The following is a 25,681-nucleotide window of genomic DNA, read 5'->3' as shown; positions in this document are numbered from 1 at the left end:
ATTAGCGCAACGAAATTGTTCGGTTACAGGTTGTTAACTTCCATGAAAGATATAGATACACTCATCAGCAACAACGCACTATGGTCAAAGATGCTGGTGGAAGAGGATCCCGGTTTTTTCGCAAAACTGGCGCAGGCGCAGAAACCGCGCTTTCTATGGATTGGATGTTCTGATAGCCGCGTTCCTGCTGAACGCCTCACCGGCCTTGAGCCTGGCGAACTTTTTGTTCACCGCAACGTAGCCAATCTGGTTATTCACACCGACCTCAACTGCCTCTCAGTCGTCCAGTATGCTGTCGACGTCCTTGAAGTTGAGCATATCATCATCTGCGGCCACTACGGCTGCGGCGGCGTGCAGGCGGCGGTTGAAAACCCGGAGCTGGGTCTGATTAACAACTGGCTGCTGCACATCCGCGACATCTGGTTCAAACACAGCTCGCTGCTGGGCGAAATGCCTGAAGAGCGTCGTCTGGATACGCTGTGCGAGCTGAACGTCATGGAGCAGGTGTATAACCTGGGCCACTCAACGATTATGCAGTCCGCCTGGAAACGCGGCCAGAAGGTCACTCTTCACGGCTGGGCCTACGGCATTCATGACGGCCTGCTGCGCGATCTCGACGTGACCGCCACCACCCGCGAAAGCCTGGAACAGCACTACCGCAAAGGGATCTCAAACCTGCGCCTGAAACACGCCAATCATAAATAATAAAATCCCGATAGCCGCTGGCTATCGGGCATCTCTTCCGGCATTCGCCGCGCTTACGCTTCCTGCATCACCACTTTGCCAACGTACGGCAGATGGCGATAGTGCTGAGCATAGTCAATCCCGTAGCCCACTACGAACTCATCCGGAATCGAGAAACCAACAAACTCAACCGGCACTTCAACTTCGCGACGGCTCGGCTTATCAAGCAGGGTACAAATCGCCAGCGACTTCGGCTCGCGCAGGCGCAGGATCTCGCGCACGCGGGAAAGCGTATTGCCGGAGTCGATAATGTCTTCGACGATCAGCACGTCTTTGCCGCGAATATCTTCGTCCAGATCCTTGAGGATTTTTACATCGCGGGTGGTGGACATACCGCTGCCGTAGCTGGAGGCCGTCATAAAGTCCACTTCGTGCGCGACCTGCACTTCCCGGCACAGATCCGCCATAAACATAAATGAACCGCGCAGCAGGCCAACCAGCACCATTTCGCTGCCGCTGTCCCGATAGCGTTCGCTGATCTCGCGCCCCAGTTCAGCAATGCGGGCTTTAATCTCCGCTTCGGGGATCATCACTTCAACAGTATGCTTCTTCATTACAATATCTCACTGATTTTAATCAGTTAAATCCACAAATCACCCTGTATTTTCGCAGATTGAACGAAAGCACAAGCGGCCATAAAGGCGGCGAGTATAGCGCATTGACGACCAGAGTTAAAAAAGTGTCGCCTGGCGGCCAGCCGCTCCGCCGCAGCACTGTCATTATCCTGCCATAACGCACCGTTATGCTTTCGCCACTTTTAACGAAACCTCAGGGGAAAAAATGCATCCTACGCTAAAAACCATGCTTTTCGCCGCACCGATGCTGGTGGGCGCGCAGGCGTTCGCCGCCGACCGCACGCTGTGCGAGCCGCAAACGTATGAAATGGCGCTGCGCTATCAGCAGCAGTCGGCAGAAATCATGGCACTGCAGCTGCAAACCTATCGCTTTGCCACTGAGCGCTTTAAGGAGAAAGTGAAAACGTTGCCCGCGCCGGAAAAAGCCGCGGTGGTGCTGGATCTTGATGAAACCGTGATTGATAACACGCCGCTGCTGATGCACGACGTTAAAAACTGTCACGACTATACCGCCTGGGATACCTGGAGCGGCTGGGAGAAAAGCGGAAAGCCGGCCCTTATTCCCGGCGCGAAGGCTTTTCTGGAGGAGGTCGACCGCCAGCATGTGGCGATTTATTACGTCTCCGACCGCACCCAGGCCAACAAGCAGGCGACGCTGAATACGCTAAAGTCGCTGGGCCTGCCGCAAGTTTCAGACGCGAGCGTGCTGCTTGATACCGACTCGAAGGAGGTACGCCGCCAGAGCATCCTGAAAACCCACCGCATCATTATGCTGTTTGGCGACAGCCTGCCGGACTTCGCCGCCCAGTTTAAAAACAAAGAATCCACCCAGTCCCAGCGCAAGCGGGTCAGCGCCAGCGCCGAACACTTTGGCGACGACTGGATGGTACTGCCCAATGCCGCCTACGGCGCATGGTCGAAAGCGCCTCTCAATGGCGAATAGCCCCCTCTTCACAGAATCTCCCTTCAGCTGTTGTTGTGGCCAGGTCAGGTACGGGCGCACCGCGCCCGTCGAAAACATTTAACTGAAAAGCAACATTTGTGACAACGATCGCAATATACAAAACTATACTTAGTGATTACAAAAATCTAACCACTAACAGGGACTCATTTATGGCTGAAACATTTCCACGGCGCCCCGGGCTTCTGGTGAAGCTTACCGCACTTTTCGCGGCGCTTAGCGGGCTCTATCTGCTTATCGGCGGAGCGTGGCTCGTCGCAGTGGGCGGCTCCTGGTATTACCCGATTGCCGGGCTGGCACTGCTCGGCGTGACAATTAAATTGTGGTACGGCAAACGCTCGGCGCTGTGGCTTTACGCGCTGATCCTGCTGGTCACCATGATTTGGGGCGTCTGGGAAGTTGGCTTTGATTTCTGGGCACTTACCCCGCGCGCCGACGTGCTGGTGGTATTTGGCATCTGGCTGATCCTGCCATTCGTCTGGCGCCGCCTGGCCCTGCCCTCCTCCGGTGCAGTTGGTGCGCTGGTGGTGGCGCTGCTGATAAGCGGCGGTATCCTGACCTGGGCCGGCTTTAACGATCCGCAGGAAATTAACGGCACCCTGAGCGCTGATGCCTCGCCCGCGACGCCGATTTCTCAGGTTGCCGACGGCGACTGGCCCGCTTACGGCCGCAATCAGGAAGGCCAGCGCTGGTCTCCGCTCAAGCAGATCAACGCCGATAACGTTCACAACCTGAAAGAAGCCTGGGTTTTCCGCACCGGCGATCTGAAGCAGAAAAACGATCCGGGTGAAATCACCAACGAAGTGACGCCCATTAAAGTGGGCGATACGCTGTATCTGTGCACCGCCCACCAGCGCCTTTTCGCACTCGATGCAGCGACGGGTAAAGAGAAATGGCACTTCGATCCGCAGTTGAACAGCAATCCAACGTTCCAGCACGTCACCTGCCGCGGGGTGTCCTATCACGAAGCCAAAGCCGACAGCGCTCCCGCTGACGCGGTGGCCGACTGCCCGCGCCGCATCCTGCTGCCGGTAAACGACGGTCGCCTGTTCGCAGTGAATGCCGACAGCGGCAAGCTGTGCGAAACCTTCGCCAATAAAGGCGTACTCAATCTGCAGGCAAACCAGCCGGTAACCACGCCGGGAATGTATGAACCCACTTCGCCGCCGATCGTCACCGATAAAACGATTGTGATTGCCGGTGCCGTGACCGATAACTTCTCCACCCGTGAAGCCTCCGGCGTTATTCGCGGATTCGACGTAAACACCGGCAAGCTGCTGTGGGCCTTCGATCCGGGTGCCAAAGACCCGAACGCCATTCCTGATGATCAGCACAGCTTCACCACTAACTCGCCGAACTCCTGGGCGCCGTCGGCCTACGACGCGAAGCTGGATCTGGTTTATCTGCCAATGGGCGTCACCACGCCGGATATCTGGGGCGGCAACCGCACGCCGGAACAGGAACGCTACGCCAGCTCGCTACTGGCGCTGAATGCCACCACCGGCAAGCTGGTGTGGCACTATCAGACCGTACATCACGACCTGTGGGATATGGATCTGCCTTCCCAGCCGACGCTGGCGGACGTTACCGTTGACGGCAAAACCGTCCCGGTTATCTACGTGCCGGCGAAAACCGGTAACCTGTTCGTACTGGATCGCCGCAACGGCCAGCCGGTGGTACCCGCACCGGAGAAACCCGTGCCGCAGGGCGCGGCAAAAGGCGATCGCCTGAGCCCGACGCAGCCGTTCTCCGATCTCAGCTTCCGTCCTAAGCAGAATCTCTCGGGCGCGGACATGTGGGGCGCCACGATGTTTGACCAGCTGATGTGCCGGGTTATTTTCCACAAGCTGCGCTACGAAGGGATTTTCACCCCGCCGTCCGAGCAGGGTACGCTGGTGTTCCCGGGTAACCTGGGAATGTTCGAGTGGGGCGGGATCTCGGTCGATCCTGACCGCCAGGTCGCCGTGGCGAACCCAATGGCGCTGCCGTTCGTCTCCCGCCTGATCCCGCGCGGTCCGGGCAACCCGATGGAGCCGCCGAAAGATGCCAAAGGTTCCGGTACCGAGAGCGGCATCCAGCCGCAGTACGGCGTGCCTTACGGCGTTACGCTCAATCCGTTCCTGTCGCCAATCGGCCTGCCGTGCAAACAGCCGGCCTGGGGCTATATTTCCGCGCTGGATCTGAAAACCAACAAGATTGCGTGGAAGAAGCGTATCGGTACCCCTACGGACAACCTCGGCTTCCCGCTGCCGTTCAAGCTGCCGTTTAATATGGGCATGCCGATGCTGGGCGGACCGATGTCTACCGCCGGCAACGTGCTGTTTATCGGCGCCACCGCCGATAACTACCTGCGCGCTTACAATATGAGTAACGGCAAGCGCCTGTGGGAAGGCCGCCTGCCTGCAGGCGGACAGGCCACGCCGATGACCTACGAGGTGAATGGCAAGCAGTACGTTGTCATTTCAGCGGGCGGTCACGGCTCGTTTGGTACCAAAATGGGCGACTACATTGTTGCCTACGCCCTGCCGGACGACGCTAAGTAATTAGCCCTTTTTCCCGCCGCTTTCGGGCGGCGGGAAAAGATTTAATCCTGCCGTATCTCCCCTCCATTTATGTCTTTCTTTTTCCCTTTGTTCCTTTTTATTTCCGTGACTGTTACATTATTGTTATCGATAATAATTATCATTATATTGTTTATTCTCATTTCTATTTAATATGGACGAGAATCAATAACACAATGAAAAATATCTATAAATATTCCGTAATCGCTTCATTGATTACGTGCAGCACAGGGATCCCTTTTGCCTTGGCAGAAGACACATCAGCAACCACCGCTCAGCAGGAGACCGACAGTTCAGCAGCAAAAAAAACCAGCAAGCGCGATACCACAGAAGCAGAGAAAGAGAGTAATGAAGAAAAGATGGTCGTCACCGCGCGCCAGCAAACCTTGCAGCAGCCCGGCGTATCGATTATTGACAGCGAAGCTATCAAAAAACGGCCCATCCACCGCGACGTATCGGAAATTATCCGCACCATGCCCGGCGTAAATCTCACCGGCAACTCGACCAGCGGCCAGCGCGGAAACGATCGGCAGATTGATATCCGCGGGATGGGGCCGGAAAACACCCTGATTCTGGTCGACGGCATGCCGGTAAGCAGTAAAAACTCGGTGCGCTACGGCTGGCGGGGCGAACGCGACTCCCGCGGCGACAGCAACTGGGTGCCGCCCGAAATGATTGACCGCATCGAAGTGATCCGCGGCCCGGCAGCGGCGATGTACGGCAACGGCGCGATGGGCGGGGTCGTTAACATTATCACCAAGCAGCCGACCAAAACGTGGCACGGTACCTTTAACACCTACCTCGACGCGCCGGAGCACAAAAAAGAGGGGGCGACAAAGCGCTACAACGCCAGCCTGTTCGGCGGCCTGACGGATACGCTCAGCATGAAGCTCTACGGTAACTGGAGTAAAACCCAGGCCGACGCCCGCGATATTAACGAAGGCCACGAATCGCTGCGCACTGGCAGAAACGCCGGTCAGTATCCCGGCGGCCGCGAAGGGGTGCTGAATAAGAATATTAACGGCTCTCTGCGCTGGGAATTTATGCCGATGCAGGCCCTGGAGCTGGAGGGCGGCTTTAGCCGCCAGGGGAACCGCTACGCGGGCGATACCCAAAACAACAATACCAATGCGCTGGTTGAGAGCAAGTACGGCCGCGAGACCAATATTATTTATCGCCAGACTCTGGCCCTGAAATATACCGGCGCCTGGGATAACGGCATTACCACCAGCAACTATCTGCAGTTCGAAAAAACCCGCAACCACCGCATCAATGAAGGCCTTGCGGGCGGCGTCGAGGGGATGTTCGACTCTCCCGGCTTCTCGACTATCACCCTGAATGACACGAACGCCCACACTGAAGTTAATATTCCGTTTAACCAGTGGGTAAGTCAGACGCTGACGATGGGCGCGGACTACAGTCATCAGGCGATGAAAGATCCCACGTCCAACAGCTTTAACGCCTCCGCAAACCCGATTCCTGGCCTGCCCTCCACGGGACGCAGCGAATACAGCTCAACGGACATCTACGGTATTTACAGCGAGGATAATATCGATTTGACCGACAGCACCCGCCTGACGCCGGGCGTGCGCTTCAACCATCAGGACAAAACCGGCAGCAACGTCAGCCCGTCGCTGAACCTTTCTCAGGGGCTCGGGGAGGACTTTACGCTGAAAATGGGGATTGCCCGGGCGTGGAAGGCGCCAAATCTGTATCAGACTAACCCCAACTATCTGCTGTACAGCAACGGCAACGGCTGTCCGGACAGGAACCGCTGCTATTTGCAGGGCAGTAAGGATCTGGATCCGGAAACCAGCGTCAATAAAGAGATCGGCATTGAATATAAGCACGATGATGTTCAGGCCGGCCTGACCTATTACCGCAACGATTACCACAACAAAATCGAGGCCAGCACGACCCCCGCCTATCCGCTTAATCGCAACACCAACGTTTACAACTGGGAAAACGTGAAAAAAGCGGTAGTTCAGGGGCTTGAAGGTTCGTTCAACTTCCCGATTGGCGATAGAGTGACGATGAACAACAACCTCACCTATATGATCGAGAACAAGAACAAGAAAACCCACGATTATCTGTCCATTATTCCCAAATATACGCTCAACTCGACGCTGGACTGGCAGGCAACCGACAAGCTGGCGCTGCAGAGCACCCTGACCTGGTACGGCAAGCAGAAGCCTAAAAAGTACGACAGCGATGGGCAAAGGGCTACCGGCAGCGAAAAATGGCAGGTCTCGCCTTACAGCATCGTGGGCCTGAGCGGCATCTACACCCTCACCAAAGCCATTGACGTTACCGCCGGGGTAGACAACGTGTTCGACAAGCGCCACTTCCGCCGGGGCAACGCGGTGACCGCGGGTACCGGCGCCAATATCTCATACGGCGCCGGGGCGCAGACTTATAACGAGTCTGGCCGCATCTACTACATGGAGGTGGGCGTCCACTTCTGATAAACCGCGCGGCGGTAAGTCTCTTCCGCCGCGCAGCCGTCTTTCACTCCAACATGGGCGAACTGCAATGCGTTTTCTTTCACATCACCGGCAGCGGACTCTGCCGCGGGCAACGGCCTTTTTTCTGGCGCTTCTCTTTACCGGTCTGGCGCACGCCAGGCCGAACATGACGCCGCTCGGACCGAATATCGCCGATAAGGGCTCCGCGCTCTACCACTTCACCATTAACACCTTCGACTCCGCCGACGGCCAGCGCCACTACAAAGTCTGGACCGCCGTACCGAATAAAAAGCCGCCCGCCGCCGGGTATCCCGTTCTGTGGACGCTGGACGGCAACGCGGTGATGAATCATCTTTCGGACAAGCTGCTGAGCGAGCTTTCCGCCGGGACGCCGCCGGTTATCGTCGCGGTGGGCTACCAAACCAATCTGCCCTTTGATGTTTACGCCCGGGCCTGGGACTATACGCCGCCGGTAGCGGGCGGTGACAGTATGACGGTGCACGGCAGAAAAGGCGGCGGCGACGCGGCGTTTCAGGCGCTGATTGAAAACACCCTCGCGCCGGTGGCTGAAAAAGGCATTCCGCTGAATACAGCCCACCGCGCCATCTGGGGACACTCGCTGGGAGGCATTTTCGCCCTCGATACTTACTACCGCTCGCCCTTTTTCAGCCGGATATACGCCACCAGCCCGTCGCTGAGTCAGAACTATATTAGCCTGGTAACCCGGCTGAAGACGGCTGACGCCGGCCGCCTGTCAGGAAAGCAGCTGCTGGTGATTGAAGGGAGCTGGCCCGCCAGCCGGAACCCGCAGGTGCCGGAGCCGGCAAGTATTGAGGGGATCCGCAGCGTGCTGGCCGGGCTGAGCGCCCGCGGCCTTCCTGCCCGGCTGGTGCAGTACCCTACGCTATCTCACGGCGAGATGTTTTCCGTTGGCCTGGAGCTGGCGCTGCGGGATGTCGCCGGGGTAAGTACCGCTGCCGGGGGCGAAAAATAAGCGCGTTCGTATGGCGGCTGAACGCCGCCATACGGGAGATTCGCCCGCGCTATACGGTAAAGCCGAGCATCATCCCGGTGTCTTCGTGCTCCAGCAGGTGGCAGTGGGCCATGTACATTTGCTCCTTCGCCGCGGGATGATCGAATTTCACCAGCACTTCGCTGACGCCGCCCTCCACGCGCACCGTATCCTTCCAGCCGGCGCGGTGCGCCGCGGGCGGCGTACCATTTTCTGACAGAATGCGGAACTGGGTACCGTGAATATGGAACGGGTGCAGCATCATGTCGCCCTCTCCGGAAATCAGCCAGCGCTCGTGCTGAGCGCGGGCGGCCGCAAACATCGGTGCATCCATGTTAAACGCTCTGCCGTTAATGGTATTGGCATTGTAGAAGTCGAATCCGCCGGCGCCGTGATGCATTTGTCCCATTGCGCTGTGGCTTTGCATGTTCATGCTGCTATTGCCGTGCATGTTCATACCCTCGTGGCCCTGCATGTTCATGCCGCCGTGGCCGTGCATCTCCATCCCGCCCATTGCCTGTTGACCATATTTTTTCATCAGCGCCTGCATGCCCATCATATCGAGCATCGGGTCCATCGCCAGCTGCAGCCGGCGCTGGGTCAGCTCCTCCAGCGGCGGCAGCGCGGGAATAGTGGCCAGCGTATCCGGCAGTTTCCCTGAAGCCTGGATCACCAGCGGCTGAACGCGCAGTACCGGCACCGGAGCGTCAAAGGGCGCAATGGACATGCCCATCTGGCTTACCGGCAACGTCACAATATCAAAGGGCCTGCCGTCGCGTGTGTCGACCAGCACCTCAAAACGTTCGCCCATCAGCATCGGCAGTTCGTTTAGCTTGACCGGCTCGGCCAGCAGGCCGCCGTCGCTGGCAATGACGTACAGCGGGCGGTTGTCGCTGGCGGCAATATTCAGCGAGCGGGCGTTGCAGCCGTTGAGCAGGCGCAGGCGCAGCCAGCCGCGCGGCGTGGCATGCTCGGGATACAGGGCACCGTTAGTCAGCAGCGTATCGCCAAACCAGCCGACGGCGGCGGTCATCACGTCCAGCTGATAATCGATCTGCCCACCGGCGGTAAAGCGCTTGTCCTGAATAATCACCGGCACGTCGTCAATGCCCCACTGCTTCGGCAGCAGGAGCTTGCGCAGGGCGAGATCTTCGATCAGCACCAGTCCCGCCAGCCCCATGGCGACCTGATGACCGGTTTTACCGTGCTGGTGCGGGTGTAGCCAGCAGGTCGCCGCCCGCTGGGTCGGGGTGAAACTGACCGTGCGGCTGGCGCCGGGCTTAATCACGCCCTGCGGGCCGCCGTCCACCTCACCAGGCACTTCCAGCCCGTGCCAGTGGACGGTGGTTGCTTCGGTAAGGTGATTATTGATTTGAACGGTAACCGCTTTCCCCTGCTGCAGGCGCAGCGCGGGCCCGAGCAGGCTACCGTTGTAGCCCCAGGTTGTCGCCCGGTTATCGCCAAACGTGGTGGTTCCGCTGCGGATATCCAGCACCAGATGACTGTTGGCGTCCGGCAGCATCTCCGGCGGAATAGGGAGCGGAGGACGGCTCGCTGCCAGCGCACGCTGGCTCCAAAGCGGCAGGGCGCTGGTAATGCCGAGCGCAGTAGCCAGCTTGATAAATTCACGACGTTGCATGTTCACATCCTTAGATCTGTGATGACGTTTTGAGCTTAGCCCCTGCCCTTAGCGGAAGGTCAAGTAAAAGCGCGCCAGAAAGGTCTGCGCAAGCATTTGAAGTATGCTAATGTTGAGTTTCGTGCGTTCAACGGTAAAAGAAATGAAAACGTTTTTCAGAACTGTGCTGTTCGGTGCACTGTTCGCATTTTCCGCCAGCAGCTTTGCGCTGAGCGAGTCCGAGGCTGAGGATATGGCCGATTTGACGGCAGTATTTGTATTTCTGAAAAACGACTGCGGCTACCAGAATCTCCCCAATCAGCAGATCCGCCGCGCGCTGATCTTCTTTGCCCAGCAGAACCAGTGGGATCTCAGTAATTACGAGGCTTTCAATATGAAGGCGCTCGGCGAAGACAGCTACCGCGATCTTAGCGGCATCCGCATTCCCACCCCTAAAAAATGCAAGGCGCTCGCCCGCGACTCCCTGAGCCTGCTCGCCTACGTTAAGTAAAATAACCGCCGCCTCCTGCTGAGATAATGACCGTGCATCCACGGTCGTTGTTAGCTATCATGTTGCGCCCGTTTTGTAAGGGTGTTAACAGAGGAGGTATCAGCCCATGACCGATAACAAGGTGTGGCACGAAACGCTGCACAACCAGTTTGGTCAGTATTTTTCCGTGGATAACGTTCTGTACCACGAAAAAACCGATCATCAGGATCTGATCATCTTTGAAAACGCCGCCTTTGGCCGCGTGATGGCTCTCGACGGCGTGGTGCAGACCACCGAGCGCGACGAATTTATCTACCACGAAATGCTCACTCACGTGCCGCTGCTGGCGCACGGTCAGGCGAAGCACGTGCTGATCGTCGGCGGCGGCGATGGCGCAATGCTGCGTGAAGTCAGCCGCCACGCCGGCGTTGAAAGCATTACGATGGTTGAGATTGATGCGGGCGTGGTCTCCTTTTGCCGCCAGTACCTGCCCAACCACAGCGCCGGTAGCTTCGACGATCCGCGCTTCACGCTGGTGATTGACGACGGCGTCAATTTTGTTAACCAGACCGCGCAAACCTTCGACGTGATCATCTCCGACTGCACCGATCCTGTCGGCCCCGGTGAAAGCCTGTTCACCTCCGCATTTTACGAAGGCTGCAAGCGCTGCCTCAACCCCGGCGGGATCTTCGTCGCCCAGAACGGCGTCTGCTTCCTGCAGCAGGATGAAGCCATCGACAGCCATCGCAAGCTCGGCAACTACTTCGGCGACGTCAGCTTCTACCAGGCGGCGATCCCAACCTACTACGGCGGCATCATGACCTTCGCCTGGGCCACGGATAACCCCGCCCTGCGCCACCTGTCTGCGGAGATTATTCAGGCCCGCTTTCACCGCAGCGGCCTGCGCTGTCGTTACTACAACGCGGCCATCCACGCGGCGGCCTTTGCCCTTCCACAGTATCTGCAGGACGCGCTGTCCAACTAAGGAGGTGAGCCAAATTGAAAAAACTGAAGCTGCACGGCTTTAATAATCTGACCAAAAGCCTGAGTTTTTGTATTTACGATATCTGCTACGCCAAAACCGCCGAGGAGCGGGACGGCTACATCGCCTATATCGACGAACTCTATAACGCCAATCGCCTGACGGAAATCTTGTCAGAGACCTGCTCCATCATCGGTGCAAACATCCTTAATATTGCCCGCCAGGACTACGAGCCGCAGGGTGCCAGCGTCACCATTCTGGTGAGCGAAGAGCCGGTCGATCCTAAACTGGTGGATCCCACCGAGCACCCCGGCCCGCTGCCGGAGGCGGTGGTCGCCCATCTCGATAAGAGCCATATCTGCGTGCATACCTACCCGGAAAGCCACCCGGAAGGCGGGCTCTGCACCTTTCGCGCCGATATCGAAGTTTCAACCTGCGGCGTTATCTCTCCGCTCAACGCGCTGAACTATCTGATCCACCAGCTGGAATCGGATATCGTCACTATCGACTACCGGGTGCGCGGCTTCACCCGCGATCTGAACGGCGTGAAGCACTTCATTGATCACGAAATTAACTCGATTCAAAACTTTATGTCCGACGACATGAAGTCGCTGTACGACATGATGGATGTGAACGTCTATCAGGAGAATCTCTTCCATACCAAAATGCTGCTGAAAGAGTTCGATCTGCAGCACTATATGTTCCACACCCGGCCGGAAGATCTCAGCGAAGAAGAGCGCGGGATCATTACCGATCTGCTGTGGAAAGAGATGCGCGAGATTTATTACGGGCGAAATATCCCGGTGATGTAGCGGTAGTGAATAACGACACCTGCGGGTGTCGTTTTTATTTCAACCCGGATAGATAACAATGGCGCACGCGGCACCATTGCAGGAATACTTATCGGTTTGCGCCGAGCGGAATTTCGGGATCCGGCTCGTGGGTCATTCTGTTGCGCAGATCGCGGCGAATAATTTCAATCGACCAGAACCACACCAGGTGCCCTATTATTTCAGAGACGTTTTCATACCACGGCAGCGTAAACAGCGGCGGCGTCAGGCCCATCAGCGGGAATGAAATCATATGCACAAACAGCTGCGCCAGCGCGCCCGCCAGTAAGCCCTGCCAGAGTTTGATTTTCGGAAAGACTTCGGCAACGACGCAATAGCCCACCGCAAAAACAATCGAAAAGATAATATGCGTCACGCCGACCCAGTTAAACACGTGCCCGGCGAAGGTATAAACCGCGGCGTTAGGATCGGCCATCCCGATCCAGTCGCGCAGAAAAATATAGGGCGGATTAAGAAAGTTTCGCGAGCAGTCGATGTGCTCCGCGGCACGGATCAGCGACTCCGGCCCGCAGGCGCTGGTAAACATATCCACCGGGCTGCGCGGCGGGAGTGGCACTTCAGCGCCCCATTTAACAAACGCAGAAACAATCCCTGCAATGAGGCCAATAAAAGCGGCCAGGCCGTAGCGCCTGCGCACAGGCGGCGTCATTTCAAATAAATTCATAAACATCCCTCTTAAAGTTTAAGAATACCCCTTGAGAGGTAACTTTATCTTTTCGTTTCAGAGATGTAAAAACGTTAAAGAACCGTAAAGATGCGTTGGCGCAAGGATACAGCGCGGTTAATCTATTGACGTGCGCCAAATCACACTTTATAGGCCACCGGTTTTATGGCTCAACACGGCTCAGCGCTCCGCCAGAAAACGCCGGTAGCCGGCCACCACCGCCAGAAAATCCTCTACGCCGCACAAGGAGAGGCTCTCCTCGTCGTAATAGCTCATCCCCTCTTCCATTTCGTCGCCGGTGAAATCGAGCTGGTTGGCGCGGATCATGATCTCTTCGCCGTCCATCCACAGGGTGTACTCATGGCCTACCCGCTGCCAGGCGCGTTCGGTACCCTTAAGGTCTGCAGCGGCCTGCTCAACCTCATCCAGCAGCGCAAGATTGTCTTTCACTTCTTCGTTAAACCAGTGGCCGACGGCCTCGTGATCCATTGACATGCGCACTTTTACCACGCCGGTGACGTCGCGCAAAAACTCGTATTCCATGATGCTTTCCTCAACAAAACGAGGGTTAATTATCGCAGCTGGCGGGGAGAAAAAAAGCGGCGGGCAAAATAAAACCCTCTCCCGGGCGGGAGAGGGTTTCAGGGGCAGAGATTATACCGCGGTCTGGAAGATAACGCCGTCGGCTTTCTCGGTGTATTCAGAAAGCTTATCGAAGTTCAGATAGCGATAGGTGTCCGCCGCGGTTTCGTCCACTTTGGAGGTGTAGGTCAGATACTCTTCCGGCGTCGGCAGCTTGCCGAGCAGGGCAGCAACCGCCGCCAGCTCAGCAGAAGCCAGGTAGACGTTGGCGCCGTTGCCGAGGCGGTTCGGGAAGTTACGGGTTGAGGTGGAAACCACCGTCGCGCCGTCGGCGACCCGCGCCTGGTTGCCCATGCACAGCGAGCAGCCCGGGATCTCGACCCGCGCGCCGCTCTTGCCAAAGATGCTGTAGTAGCCCTCTTCGGTGAGCTGCGCGGCGTCCATTTTGGTCGGCGGTGCAACCCACAGGCGGGTCGGCAGCTGGCCTTTGTAGCTGTCCAGCAGCTTGCCCGCCGCGCGGAAGTGGCCGATGTTGGTCATGCAGGAACCGATAAAGACTTCGTCGATTTTATTGCCCTGCACGTCAGAGAGCAGGCGCGCATCGTCCGGATCGTTCGGCGCGCACAGGATAGGCTCTTTGATGTCCGCCAGATCGATATCGATCACCGCTGCATATTCTGCATCGGCATCGCCTTCCAGCAGCTGCGGATCCGCCAGCCATTTCTCCATGCCTTCAACGCGGCGCTCGAGGGTGCGGCGATCGCCGTAACCTTCTGCGATCATCCACTTCAGCAGCACGATGTTGGAGTTGAGGTACTCGATAATCGGCGCCTGATCCAGCTTGATGGTGCAGCCCGCGGCTGAACGCTCGGCGGAAGCATCGGACAGTTCGAAAGCCTGTTCGACTTTAAGATCCGGCAGGCCTTCAATTTCCAGGATGCGGCCGGAGAAGATGTTTTTCTTACCCTTCTTCTCAACGGTCAGCAGGCCCTGCTTGATGGCGTACAGCGGGATAGCGTGCACCAGATCGCGCAGGGTGATCCCCGGCTGCATTTTGCCCTTAAAGCGCACCAGCACCGATTCCGGCATGTCCAGCGGCATGACGCCGGTGGCGGCGGCAAAGGCCACCAGCCCGGAGCCCGCCGGGAAGGAGATACCAATCGGGAAGCGGGTATGAGAATCGCCGCCGGTACCGACGGTGTCCGGCAGCAGCATGCGGTTCAGCCAGCTGTGGATAATGCCGTCGCCCGGACGCAGGGAGACGCCGCCGCGGTTCATGATAAAGTCCGGCAGCGTGTGGTGGGTGGTGACGTCAACCGGCTTCGGATAGGCCGCTGTGTGGCAGAAAGACTGCATCACCAGATCCGACGAGAAGCCCAGACAGGCCAGATCTTTCAGCTCGTCGCGGGTCATCGGGCCGGTGGTATCCTGAGAGCCCACGGAGGTCATTTTCGGCTCGCAATAGGCGCCGGGACGAATGCCCTGCACGCCGCAGGCGCGGCCAACCATCTTCTGCGCCAGCGAGAAGCCGCGGCTGCTTTCGGCCACGTCTTTTGCTTTACGGAACACGTCGCTGTGCGGCAGGCCGAGCGCTTCGCGCGCTTTGGTGGTCAGCCCGCGGCCGATGATCAGCGGAATACGGCCGCCGGCGCGCACTTCATCGATCAGCACATCGGTTTTCAGCTCAAAACTTGCCAGCAGATCGCCGGTTTCGTGATTGCGCACTTCGCCTTTGAACGGATAGATATCAATGACGTCGCCCATATTCATATCGGACACGTCAACTTCAATCGGCAGGGCGCCCGCATCTTCCATGGTGTTGAAGAAGATAGGCGCGATTTTACCGCCGAGCACCACGCCGCCGCCGCGCTTGTTCGGCACGTGCGGGATGTCGTCGCCCATAAACCACAGTACCGAGTTGGTCGCGGATTTACGGGAGGAACCGGTACCGACAACGTCGCCGACGTAGGCCAGCGGAAAACCTTTCGCCTGCAGGTCTTCAATTTGTTTGATCGGGCCTACGGAGCCGGGCTGATCGGGAATAATGCCTTCGCGGGCGTTCTTCAGCATTGCCAGCGCGTGCAGCGGGATGTCGGGACGCGACCACGCATCTGGTGCCGGAGAGAGATCGTCGGTGTTGGTTTCACCGGTGACTTTAAAGACGGTAACGGTAATTTTCTCGGCCAGCGGATCGCGGCTCTGGAACCATTCGGCATCGGCCCAGGACTGCATCACCTGCTTCGCGTAGGCGTTGCCCGCTTTTGCTTTCTCTTCAACATCGTAGAAGCTGTCAAACATCAACAGAGTGTGGGACAGCGCTTTGGCGGCAATCGGTGCCAGCGCGTCGCTGTCCAGCGCATCAATCAGCGGATGAATGTTGTAGCCGCCCTGCATGGTACCGAGCAGTTCGATGGCTTTTTCAGGAGTAACCAGAGGGGAGGTGGCTTCGCCTTTGGCGACAGCGGCCAGGAATCCGGCTTTAACGTAGGCGGCTTCATCGACGCCCGGGGGTACGCGGTTAATTAACAGATCTAACAGGAATTCTTCTTCGCCCGCGGGCGGATTTTTTAGCAGCTCAACGAGCCCGGACATTTGGGTTGCATCTAAAGGTTTGGGCACAATCCCTTCGGCGGCACGTTCAGCTACGTGCTTACGGTATTCTTCTAGCACGACGGTTCTCCTCGCTCTCATTGTCATACGCGGCCGGCGTTTTTCACTTCACGCTCCTGTGAGACAGCAGTTAGTAGGGGTAAATGCCCGATACCGCGAACGGCAGGATAGCAGGTATTTGGCGCAGTGTTAATCCGTTTACAAAAAAGCAACATTAAAAACACGCTGAATCGTTAAGGTCAAAATAAATAAGGCATAAAATCGATTTTTACGCTCAATAATTTTTTACATCTCGTCTCAATACGCATTCGTTATCAGCGTTCGGGAAAGGCAGGCCGCCCGGGCCTGCTCCATCATCTCAACGCACTTCTATCGCTCCACCATCGCGAACTCCCCCGGATTGTAGCGCTCGCCGTGGACGTTCTGCGGGCTGAACAGGGTATCCAGCGTGGCAAGATCCGCAGGTCGCAGCGCGATATTCACCGCGCCGCAGTTTTGCTCCAGGTGGGCGATTTTGCTGGCGCCCGGGATGGGCACGATAAACTCGCCTTTGGCCAGCACCCATGCCAGCGCCAGCTGGGCCGCTGTGGCGCGATAATCCTCTGCCATTATGGTCAGCTGATTGACCAGCCGCTGGTTGTGCGCCTGCGCATCCCGCTGAAAACGCGGCAGCGTGCGGCGAAAATCGTCCTCGGCCAGCGTATCCGCCGCCGGGAATTTACCGGTGAGAAAGCCGCGCCCCAGCGGGCTGTAGGGCACGAAGCCGATATTCAGCTCGCGGCAGGTAGCCAGCAGCGCCTGCTCGGGTTCGCGGCTCCACAGAGAGTATTCATTTTGCAGCGCCGAAATGGGATGTACCGACTGCGCCCGACGCAGGGTGGCGGAAGAGACTTCGGACAGGCCGAGATATTTCACCTTACCTTCGCGGACCAGATCTGCCATCACGCCGACCACATCTTCAACCGGCACCGCCGGATCGGGCCGATGCTGATACAGCAGCTCAATGGTTTCAACGCCGAGGCGAGTCAGCGAGCCTTCAACCGCCCGGCGAATGTGGGCCGGATCGCTGTTCGCACCGGTCATCCGCGCCCTGCCCTCGCCCTCTTCAGCAATACGGAAGCCGAACTTGGTGGCAACTTTGATATCCGGGCGGCCCTTAATGGCTTTCGCCAGCAGCATTTCGTTAGTGTAGGGCCCGTAAACCTCCGCGGTGTCGAGAAAGTTAATCCCCAGTTCAAACGCGCGCGCCAGGGTATTCAGCGCCTGCTTCTCATCGTTTTGCCCGTAGCCAAAACTCATTCCCATGCAGCCCAGCCCGAGCGCTGAAACCTGTAATGCCTGATTGCCTAATTGACGCTGTTGCATTGTTTTCGTCCTCATCGCTTGTCGATATTTATGTTATAAACCTCAATAATGGCGTGAACAATTGCGCTATTTTCGCCACTTTATTGAGTAAAAATCACTAATGAGTAAATACCGGGCATCGCTGCAGGAACTGGAAATGTTTGCCGCCATTGCGCAGCATCTGAGCTTCCGCAAGGCCGCGGCGGAGCGCAATGTGTCACCTTCAGCGCTAAGTCACGCGATGCGCCACTTTGAAGAACGCCTCGGCGTGCGCCTGCTGCAGCGCACGACTCGCAAAGTCGCGCTGACGGAGGCGGGAGAGCGCTTTCTGGAGCGTATTCAGCCCGCGCTGGCGGACCTTACCCGCGCCGTGGACGTGCTGAACGACTGGCGCAGCGATCCGCGCGGCGTGCTGCGCATCAGCATGCCCCGCTCGGCGGAAGCGCTCTGTTTTGAACCGCTGATCCTGCCGTTTCTCCAGCGCTATCCCGACATTACGCTGGAAATTGACAGCAACGATGCGCTGGTAGATATCATCGCCGCAGGGTTTGACGCTGGCGTGCGCTACGGCAGCGTGCTGGCGCAGGATATGGTGGCCGTGCCCTTCGGCCAGCCGATGCGCACGCTGGCGGTAGCCTCACCGGCGTTTATCGCCCGATACGGTGCGCCGGAAGTCCCGCAGGATCTGCTGCACTTTCCCTGCATCGAGCGCCGCTTTCCCAGCGGCCGCCGCTACCGCTGGGAGTTCTGGCAGGGAGAGGTTCGTCAGGAGGTAGCAGTAGAAGGAACGCTGGTGCTGGACAATAACGAGCGGATTTTGCAGGCGGCGCGCGCCGGCGTTGGCATCGCGTTTCTACACCAGCCCGCGGTGGCAGCGTCACTTGAAAAAGGGGAACTGGTGGAGATGCTGGCGGACTATACGCAAACCCGGGAAGGGTTCTGGCTCTACTATCCCGGCAGGAAATACCTTTCGACGCCAATGCGCCACTTTATCGACTGGATAAAAGAAAAATCCGGAAGCGCGTGAGCACTTCCGGATTCAGTGAAAGCGCGGAGCGAGAGCGGCTCCGCTAAAGATTATTTCTTCTTCGCTTTCGGGTTCGGCAGATCGGTGATGCTGCCTTCATAAATCTCCGCCGCCAGACCCACGGATTCGTGCAGGGTCGGGTGAGCGTGAATGGTCAGCGCGATGTCTTCTGCGTCGCAGCCCATTTCGATAGCCAGGCCGATTTCACCCAGCAGCTCGCCGCCGTTGGTGCCGACAATCGCCCCGCCAATAACGCGGTGGGATTCTTTGTCGAAAATCAGTTTGGTCATGCCGTCCGCGCAGTCAGAGGCGATGGCACGGCCGGAGGCTGCCCACGGGAAGGTGGCAGTTTCGTAGCTGATGCCTTTTTCTTTCGCTTCTTTCTCGGTCAGGCCTACCCACGCCACTTCCGGTTCGGTATAGGCAATAGACGGGATCACTTTCGGATCGAAGTAGTGTTTCTTACCGGCGATAACTTCGGCGGCAACGTGGCCTTCATGCACGCCTTTGTGCGCCAGCATCGGCTGACCGACGATATCGCCAATGGCGAAGATGTGCGGCACGTTGGTGCGCAGCTGCTTGTCGACGCGAATGAAGCCGCGATCGTCCACTTCCACGCCCGCTTTACCGGCATCAAGGTTTTTACCGTTCGGCACGCGGCCGATGGCAACCAGCACCGCGTCATAGCGCTGTGCTTCGGCCGGGGCTTTTTTACCTTCCATGGAAACGTAGATACCGTCTTCTTTTGCTTCAACGGCGGTCACTTTGGTTTCCAGCATCAGGTTAAACTGCTTGCTGATGCGCTTGGTGAAGACTTTAACCACGTCTTTGTCGGCAGCCGGAATAACCTGGTCGAACATCTCAACCACATCGATCTCTGAACCCAGCGCGTGATAGACGGTGCCCATTTCCAGACCGATGATGCCGCCGCCCATAACCAGCAGGCGCTTCGGTACAGTTTTCAGTTCCAGCGCATCGGTGGAGTCCCACACGCGCGGATCTTCATGCGGAATAAACGGCAGCTGAATCGGACGGGAACCCGCCGCGATGATGGCGTTGTCGAAGTTGATGACGGTTTTGCCGTTCTCGCCTTCCACTTCCAGGGTGTTTGCCCCGGTGAATTTACCCAGACCGTTAACCACTTTGACCTTGCGGCCTTTCGCCATACCGGCCAGGCCGCCGGTCAGCTGGGTGATTACTTTCTCTTTCCAGGTGCGAATTTTGTCGATATCGGTTTTCGGCTCACCAAAAACGATGCCGTGCTCGGCCAGCGCTTTCGCTTCTTCGATAACTTTTGCAACGTGCAGCAGCGCTTTAGAAGGGATACAGCCGACGTTCAGACATACACCGCCGAGGGTGCTGTAGCGTTCTACGATGACGGTTTCCAGACCTAAATCAGCGCAACGGAAGGCGGCGGAGTAACCTGCCGGACCTGCCCCAAGTACGACGACCTGAGTTTTGATTTCAGTACTCATCATGACCTCTGTAATTTATTTCCGGTGATCCCTGGTCTTGTAACGCCCATTGCCACCGGGACGTTCTATCCGCTCGTATTTTACAAAATTGTTAACAATTTTGAAACAACAAACGGCTCCCGAATTCTCGCTTTCGCCCAATAACCTCAAAACTACCGTGAGATTATCAGAAAAAAGCCGGCCGCTGGGCCGGCTTTTTGGCTTACATCACCAGGCGGCGAATGTCGCTCAGCATGTTGTTGATGATGGTAATGAAGCGGGCACCATCAGCACCGTCGATCACGCGGTGGTCGAAGGAGAGAGAGATCGGCATCATCAGGCGAGGCACGAACTCTTTACCGTTCCACACCGGCTCCATCGCCGACTTAGAAACGCCGAGGATAGCCACTTCCGGCGCGTTAACGATCGGCGCGAAGTGGGTGGTTCCCAGGCCGCCGATGCTGGAGATGGTGAAGCATCCGCCCTGCATTTCACCGGCAGTCAGCTTACCGTCGCGCGCTTTTTTGGAGATAGTGGTCAGCTCGCGGGACAGCTCGGTCACGCTCTTCTTGTTCACGTCTTTAAAGACTGGAACCACCAGGCCGTTCGGAGTATCAACCGCCACGCCGATGTTGATGTATTTCTTTAACGTCAGGCGCTGGGCATCTTCCGACAGGGAGCTGTTGAAGCGCGGCATCTGCTCAAGGGCAGCGGCAACGGCTTTCATGATAAACACCACCGGGGTGTACTTCACGTCCAGCTTGCGCTTCTCGGCTTCGGCGTTCTGCTGCTTGCGGAATGCTTCCAGATCTGTGATATCGGTTTTGTCGAAGTGGGTTACGTGCGGGATCATCACCCAGTTGCGGCTCAGGTTGGCACCAGAGATTTTCTGGATACGGCCCAGCTCCACTTCTTCCACTTCGCCAAACTTGCTGAAGTCCACTTTCGGCCACGGCAGCATGCCCGGCAGACCACCGCCGGAGGCAGCAGGTGCGGCTTCCGCACGCTTAACGGCATCTTTAACATACGCCTGAACGTCTTCGCGCAGGATGCGGCCTTTACGACCGGTGCCCTTCACTTTCGCCAGGTTAACGCCGAACTCGCGCGCCAGGCGGCGGATCAGCGGGGTCGCGTGCACGTAGGCGTCGTTTTCAGCAAACTCAGATTTGCCTTCCGCTTTCGCCGCCGGTGCCGCAGCCGGTTTTTCAGCTTTCGCCGCCGGTGCAGCCGCTTCCTGTTTAGCCGGCGCGGCGGCAGGCGCGGCGCCTTCCACTTCGAAGACCATGATCAGGGAGCCGGTGGAGACTTTGTCGCCAACGTTCACTTTCAGCTCTTTGACCGTACCGGCGAACGGCGCAGGCACTTCCATTGAGGCCTTGTCGCCTTCAACGGTGATCAGCGACTGCTCGGCGGTGACTTTGTCACCCACCTTCACCAGCACTTCGGTCACTTCAACTTCATCGCCGCCGATATCCGGGACGTTAACTTCTTTTGAACCGGAAGCCGCCGGTGCAGCAGTAGCCGGCGCAGCTTCCGCTTTCGCCGGAGCCGCAGCGCCTTCTGCGCCCGCCACTTCAAAGACCATAATCAGCGAGCCGGTAGAGACTTTATCGCCGGTGTTCACTTTGATCTCTTTGACGGTGCCCGCAAACGGTGCCGGCACTTCCATTGAGGCTTTGTCGCCTTCAACGGTGATCAGCGACTGTTCGGCTTCAACTTTGTCGCCCACTTTGACCAGGATCTCGGTGACTTCAACTTCGTCGCCGCCGATGTCCGGAACGTGAACGTCTTTCGCTGCTGCAGCGGCTGGCGCGGCTGCCGGTGCGGCTTCTTTCTTCTCTTCTGCCTTAGCAGGCGCTGCGTCAGCAGCACCTTCGGCGGAATCGAAAATCATGATCAGCTTGCCGGTTTCCACTTTGTCGCCGACGGAGACTTTGATCTCTTTAACGACGCCAGCCTGCGGAGACGGGACTTCCATCGAGGCTTTGTCGCCTTCGACAGTGATCAGCGACTGCTCGGCTTCAACCTTGTCGCCAACTTTGACCAGGATCTCGGTGACTTCAACTTCGTCCGCGCCGATGTCCGGTACATTGATTTCGATAGCCATTCTTCTTTTACCTCTTACGCCAGACGCGGGTTAACTTTATCTGCATCGATATTGAATTTAGTAATTGCCTGCGCAACTACGTTCTTATCGATTTCGCCACGTTTAGCCAGTTCGCCCAGGGCTGCAACCACCACGTAGGACGCGTCCACTTCGAAGTGGTGACGCAGGTTCTCGCGGCTGTCGGAGCGGCCAAAGCCGTCGGTGCCCAGAACGCGGTAGTCGTCTGCCGGAACATAGGTGCGAACCTGTTCAGCGAACAGTTTCATGTAGTCGGTGGAAGCCACCGCTGGCGCGTCGTTCATCACCTGAGCGATGTAAGGCACGCGCGGCGTTTCCAGCGGGTGCAGCATATTCCAGCGCTCGCAGTCCTGGCCATCGCGGGCCAGCTCGGTGAAGGAGGTGACGCTGTAGACATCGGAGCCCACGCCGTACTCTTTGGACAGGATCTCGGCCGCTTCGCGAACGTGGCGCAGAATCGAGCCGGAGCCCAGCAGCTGCACTTTGCCTTTGCTACCTTCGAGAGTGTCGAGTTTGTAGATACCTTTACGGATACCTTCCTCGGCGCCCTGCGGCATTGCCGGCATGTGATAGTTTTCGTTCAGGGTCGTGATGTAGTAGTACACGTTCTCCTGCGCTTCGCCGTACATGCGTACCAGGCCGTCATGCATGATGACCGCTACTTCGTAGGCGTATGCCGGATCGTAGGAGATGCAGTTCGGGATAGTCAGCGACTGAATGTGGCTGTGGCCATCTTCGTGCTGCAGACCTTCGCCGTTCAGCGTCGTACGACCGGAAGTACCGCCAATCAGGAAGCCGCGCGCCTGCTGATCGCCAGCCGCCCAGCACAGATCGCCGATACGCTGGAAGCCGAACATCGAGTAGTAGATGTAGAACGGGATCATCGGCAGGTTGTTGGTGCTGTAAGAGGTCGCAGCAGCCAGCCAGGACGCGCCTGCGCCCAGCTCGTTGATCCCTTCCTGCAGAATCTGGCCTTTCTCGTCTTCTTTGTAGTAAGCAACCTGCTCGCGGTCCTGCGGGGTGTACTGCTGGCCGTTCGGGCTGTAAATACCAATCTGGCGGAACAGACCTTCCATACCGAAAGTACGGGCTTCATCGGCGATGATCGGCACGAGGCGATCTTTGATCGACTTGTTCTTCAGCATCACGTTCAGGGCGCGAACGAAAGCGATAGTGGTGGAGATCTCTTTGTTCTGCTCTTCCAGCAGCGGGCTGAAGTCTTCCAGCGTCGGCAGCTCAAGCATCTCGCTGAAGTGAGTCTGGCGGCTCGGCAGGTAACCGTTCAGCTTCTCGCGCTGGCCGTGCAGGTATTTGTACTCTTCGGAATCTTTATCGAAGGTGATGTACGGCAGTTTTTCCAGCTCTTCATCTTTCACCGGCACGCTGAAGCGATCGCGGACGTAGCGAACGCCGTCCATGTTCATTTTCTTCACCTGGTGAGCAATGTTTTTACCTTCGGCGCTATCGCCCATGCCGTAGCCCTTGATGGTGTGGGCCAGGATAACGGTCGCTTTACCTTTGGTTTCCTGCGCTTTTTTCAGTGCAGCGTAGACTTTCTTCGGATCGTGGCCGCCGCGGTTCAGGGCCCAAATCTGATCGTCACTCCAGTCGGCAACCAGCGCGGCAGTTTCCGGATATTTACCGAAGAAGTGCTCGCGCACGTAGGCGCCGTCTTTGGATTTGAAGGTCTGGTAGTCGCCGTCAACGGTTTCGTTCATCAGCTGAATCAGCTTGCCGCTGGTGTCTTTGCGCAGCAGCTCGTCCCAGCGTCCGCCCCACATGACTTTAATCACGTTCCAGCCGGCGCCGCTGAAGATACCTTCCAGCTCGTTGATGATCTTACCGTTACCGGTGACCGGGCCGTCCAGGCGCTGCAGGTTACAGTTGATGATGAAGCACAGGTTGTCCAGCTTCTCACGGGCGGCGATGGTGATCGCGCCTTTAGATTCCGGCTCGTCCATTTCACCGTCGCCGAGGAAGGCATAAACGGTCTGCTTAGAAGTGTCTTTCAGGCCGCGATGTTCCAGATACTTCAGGAACTTCGCCTGATAGATAGCGCCGATCGGGCCCAGGCCCATAGAGACGGTCGGGAACTGCCAGAATTCCGGCATCAGTTTCGGGTGCGGGTAAGAGGACAGACCGTTACCGTGCACTTCCTGACGGAAGTTGTTCATCTGATCTTCGGTCAGGCGGCCTTCGAGGAACGCACGCGCGTAGACGCCCGGAGAGATGTGCCCCTGGAAGTACACCAGATCGCCACCGTCGGTTTCAGTACGGGCGCGGAAGAAGTGGTTAAAGCACACTTCGTAGATGGTCGCGGAAGACTGGAAGGAAGCCATGTGGCCGCCCAGCTCAAGATCTTTCTTGGACGCGCGCAGAACTGCCATGATGGCGTTCCAGCGGATAGCGGAACGAATGCGGCGCTCCAGGTCCAGGTTGCCCGGATATTCCGGCTCGTCTTCAACGGCAATGGTATTAATGTAGTTACTTGCCCCGGCACCAGCGGCTACCTGCACGCCGCCTTTGCGGGCCTCAGACAGCAGCTGATCAATCAGGTACTGAGCGCGCTCAACACCTTCTTCACGGATGACCGATTCGATCGCCTGTAGCCAGTCGCGAGTTTCGATCGGATCCACGTCATTCTGTAGACGTTCTGACATGGGGGTATTCCTTATCTATCTAATCGTTGATATTGGTCTGGAACCTGTCCCATTGGGCTCTCGGCGAAAGCGCAATAAGACAGGTTCTGCGTTAGTTGTCGCGCTCTAAAATATGGCGCTAAAGAGCTAGTCCTTTCGTTGCTGTATGCGGCGGAGGGAGCGCGCTCTGCGGCTATGCTCCCGGCTGCGGTCCAGCAAGATTTCCTCGATGAAAGCCAGATGCCGATGCGACGCTTCACGCGCCTGCTCCGGCTCTCCGGCCATTATCGCCTCGAATACACGAGTGCGATGGCTGCTGACCAGCGGCAGCATTTCCCGCCGGGCATACAGTAATTCAAAGTTCTGCCGCACGTTCTGGGCCAGCATGGGCTCCATACAGCGTAGCAAATGCAGCAAAACGACATTATGGGCCGCTTCGGTGACGGCAATTTGATAAGTGAGAACGGCGCTGGATTCAGCGTCGAGATCGCCGGACTGCTGCGCGACTTCAATCGCCCGATGCAGTTCGCCAATGCGCAGGCGATCCTCATCCGTACCGCGAAGCGCCGCGTAATAGGCAGCAATGCCTTCCAGCGCGTGGCGGGTTTCCAGGAGATCAAATTGAGATTCAGGGTGTTCGGAGAGCAGCTCAACCAGCGGGTCGCTGAAGCTCTGCCACAGGCTACTCTGGACAAAGGTGCCGCCGCCCTGACGACGAAGCAGAAGTCCTTTTCCTTCGAGACGCTGAATGGCCTCGCGCAGGGAGGGACGGGAAACATCGAACTGTTTAGCCAGCTCGCGTTCAGGTGGCAGTTTTTCACCGGGGCGCAGGGTGCCCTCGAGAATTAAAAACTCCAGCTGCTGCTCAATCGCGTCGGAGAGTTTTGGTTGGCGGATTTTGCTGTAAGCCATGGTTCCCTGTTTCAAGCCGCTTGCCCGGAGTCAATTGGTCTTACCAATTCACGATTCGTGACGCT

General features: G+C 57.5%; 19 protein-coding genes. 9 read left to right on the top strand and 10 right to left on the bottom strand.

The genetic code is table 11. The annotated features are described in order from the left end of the window. Positions 1-42: 42 nt before the first annotated feature. Positions 43-705, top strand: coding sequence for a carbonate dehydratase (gene can, locus QZ766_RS19870; protein ID WP_297206310.1), 663 nt, complete (start codon positions 43-45; stop codon positions 703-705). A 53-nt stretch (positions 706-758) separates the two neighbouring features. Here the strand turns inward: can and hpt are convergent, their stop codons facing one another. Beyond that, on the bottom strand, positions 759-1,298 hold the full coding sequence (gene hpt, locus QZ766_RS19865) for a hypoxanthine phosphoribosyltransferase (protein WP_297206307.1): 540 nt from the start codon (positions 1,296-1,298) through the stop codon (positions 759-761). Positions 1,299-1,563: 265 nt separating this feature from the next. On the opposite strand from hpt, the gene QZ766_RS19860 reads away from it, so the two are divergent. The 4 genes from QZ766_RS19860 to QZ766_RS19845 all read left to right on the top strand — a co-directional run bounded on the left by QZ766_RS19860 (position 1,564) and on the right by QZ766_RS19845 (position 8,300). Further along, positions 1,564-2,262: a 5'-nucleotidase, lipoprotein e(P4) family gene (locus QZ766_RS19860; RefSeq protein WP_297206490.1), complete on the top strand. Its 699-nt coding sequence runs from the start codon at positions 1,564-1,566 to the stop codon at positions 2,260-2,262. A gap of 170 nt (positions 2,263-2,432) precedes the next feature. Then, positions 2,433-4,823 (top strand): glucose/quinate/shikimate family membrane-bound PQQ-dependent dehydrogenase, encoded by a 2,391-nt coding sequence (locus tag QZ766_RS19855; protein ID WP_297206304.1) that lies wholly within the window; start codon positions 2,433-2,435, stop codon positions 4,821-4,823. Positions 4,824-5,017: 194 nt separating this feature from the next. Continuing rightward, positions 5,018-7,306, top strand: a complete 2,289-nt coding sequence (locus QZ766_RS19850) for a TonB-dependent siderophore receptor (protein WP_297206301.1) — start codon at positions 5,018-5,020, stop codon at positions 7,304-7,306. A gap of 67 nt (positions 7,307-7,373) precedes the next feature. Continuing rightward, complete coding sequence (locus QZ766_RS19845; protein ID WP_297206298.1) at positions 7,374-8,300, top strand: alpha/beta hydrolase-fold protein; 927 nt, start codon at positions 7,374-7,376, stop codon at positions 8,298-8,300. Positions 8,301-8,349: 49 nt separating this feature from the next. Here QZ766_RS19845 and cueO read toward each other — a convergent pair whose 3' ends face one another. Next, a complete protein-coding gene (cueO, locus tag QZ766_RS19840; RefSeq protein ID WP_297206296.1) occupies positions 8,350-9,957 on the bottom strand; it encodes a multicopper oxidase CueO in 1,608 nt (535 codons plus the stop codon). Positions 9,958-10,099: 142 nt separating this feature from the next. Here cueO and QZ766_RS19835 point away from each other — a divergent pair, with 142 nt between their 5' ends. From QZ766_RS19835 to speD, 3 genes are all read left to right on the top strand, one after another. Continuing rightward, the gene (locus QZ766_RS19835; RefSeq protein ID WP_297206294.1) at positions 10,100-10,447 is read left to right on the top strand and encodes a YacC family pilotin-like protein; all 348 of its coding nucleotides are present in this window, start codon (positions 10,100-10,102) and stop codon (positions 10,445-10,447) included. Between the two features lie 106 nt (positions 10,448-10,553). Then, positions 10,554-11,411, top strand: a complete 858-nt coding sequence (gene speE / locus QZ766_RS19830) for a polyamine aminopropyltransferase (RefSeq protein ID WP_297206292.1) — start codon at positions 10,554-10,556, stop codon at positions 11,409-11,411. Between the two features lie 14 nt (positions 11,412-11,425). Continuing rightward, positions 11,426-12,220, top strand: a complete 795-nt coding sequence (speD, locus tag QZ766_RS19825; protein ID WP_297206289.1) for an adenosylmethionine decarboxylase — start codon at positions 11,426-11,428, stop codon at positions 12,218-12,220. A gap of 88 nt (positions 12,221-12,308) precedes the next feature. On the opposite strand, the gene QZ766_RS19820 is transcribed toward speD, so the two are convergent. From QZ766_RS19820 to QZ766_RS19805, 4 genes are all read right to left on the bottom strand, one after another. Next, positions 12,309-12,923, bottom strand: coding sequence for a YagU family protein (locus tag QZ766_RS19820; RefSeq protein WP_297206287.1), 615 nt, complete (start codon positions 12,921-12,923; stop codon positions 12,309-12,311). A gap of 180 nt (positions 12,924-13,103) precedes the next feature. Further along, positions 13,104-13,466 (bottom strand): protein YacL, encoded by a 363-nt coding sequence (gene yacL, locus QZ766_RS19815; RefSeq protein WP_297206285.1) that lies wholly within the window; start codon positions 13,464-13,466, stop codon positions 13,104-13,106. A 111-nt stretch (positions 13,467-13,577) separates the two neighbouring features. Further along, positions 13,578-16,175 (bottom strand): bifunctional aconitate hydratase 2/2-methylisocitrate dehydratase, encoded by a 2,598-nt coding sequence (gene acnB, locus QZ766_RS19810; RefSeq protein ID WP_297206283.1) that lies wholly within the window; start codon positions 16,173-16,175, stop codon positions 13,578-13,580. 309 nt (positions 16,176-16,484) lie between these two features. After that, on the bottom strand, positions 16,485-17,480 hold the full coding sequence (locus QZ766_RS19805) for an aldo/keto reductase (protein WP_297206280.1): 996 nt from the start codon (positions 17,478-17,480) through the stop codon (positions 16,485-16,487). 100 nt (positions 17,481-17,580) lie between these two features. Here QZ766_RS19805 and QZ766_RS19800 point away from each other — a divergent pair, with 100 nt between their 5' ends. Continuing rightward, complete coding sequence (locus QZ766_RS19800; protein WP_297206277.1) at positions 17,581-18,486, top strand: LysR family transcriptional regulator; 906 nt, start codon at positions 17,581-17,583, stop codon at positions 18,484-18,486. A 50-nt stretch (positions 18,487-18,536) separates the two neighbouring features. Here QZ766_RS19800 and lpdA read toward each other — a convergent pair whose 3' ends face one another. The 4 genes from lpdA to pdhR all read right to left on the bottom strand — a co-directional run bounded on the left by lpdA (position 18,537) and on the right by pdhR (position 25,616). Further along, complete coding sequence (gene lpdA / locus QZ766_RS19795; RefSeq protein WP_297206488.1) at positions 18,537-19,961, bottom strand: dihydrolipoyl dehydrogenase; 1,425 nt, start codon at positions 19,959-19,961, stop codon at positions 18,537-18,539. Between the two features lie 202 nt (positions 19,962-20,163). Further along, positions 20,164-22,047 (bottom strand): pyruvate dehydrogenase complex dihydrolipoyllysine-residue acetyltransferase, encoded by a 1,884-nt coding sequence (gene aceF / locus QZ766_RS19790; protein WP_297206274.1) that lies wholly within the window; start codon positions 22,045-22,047, stop codon positions 20,164-20,166. A gap of 14 nt (positions 22,048-22,061) precedes the next feature. Beyond that, complete coding sequence (gene aceE / locus QZ766_RS19785) at positions 22,062-24,725, bottom strand: pyruvate dehydrogenase (acetyl-transferring), homodimeric type (RefSeq protein ID WP_297206272.1); 2,664 nt, start codon at positions 24,723-24,725, stop codon at positions 22,062-22,064. A gap of 126 nt (positions 24,726-24,851) precedes the next feature. Continuing rightward, entirely contained in the window at positions 24,852-25,616 is a 765-nt protein-coding gene (pdhR, locus tag QZ766_RS19780; protein WP_297206270.1) for a pyruvate dehydrogenase complex transcriptional repressor PdhR, read from the bottom strand. Positions 25,617-25,681: the final 65 nt, after the last annotated feature.

It is taken from the genome of uncultured Pluralibacter sp. (assembly GCF_913775985.1).
Lineage (GTDB): Bacteria > Pseudomonadota > Gammaproteobacteria > Enterobacterales > Enterobacteriaceae > Pluralibacter.
The sequence above is the reverse complement of the archived record's forward strand: the minus strand, read 5'-3'. Positions and strand labels throughout refer to the sequence as shown.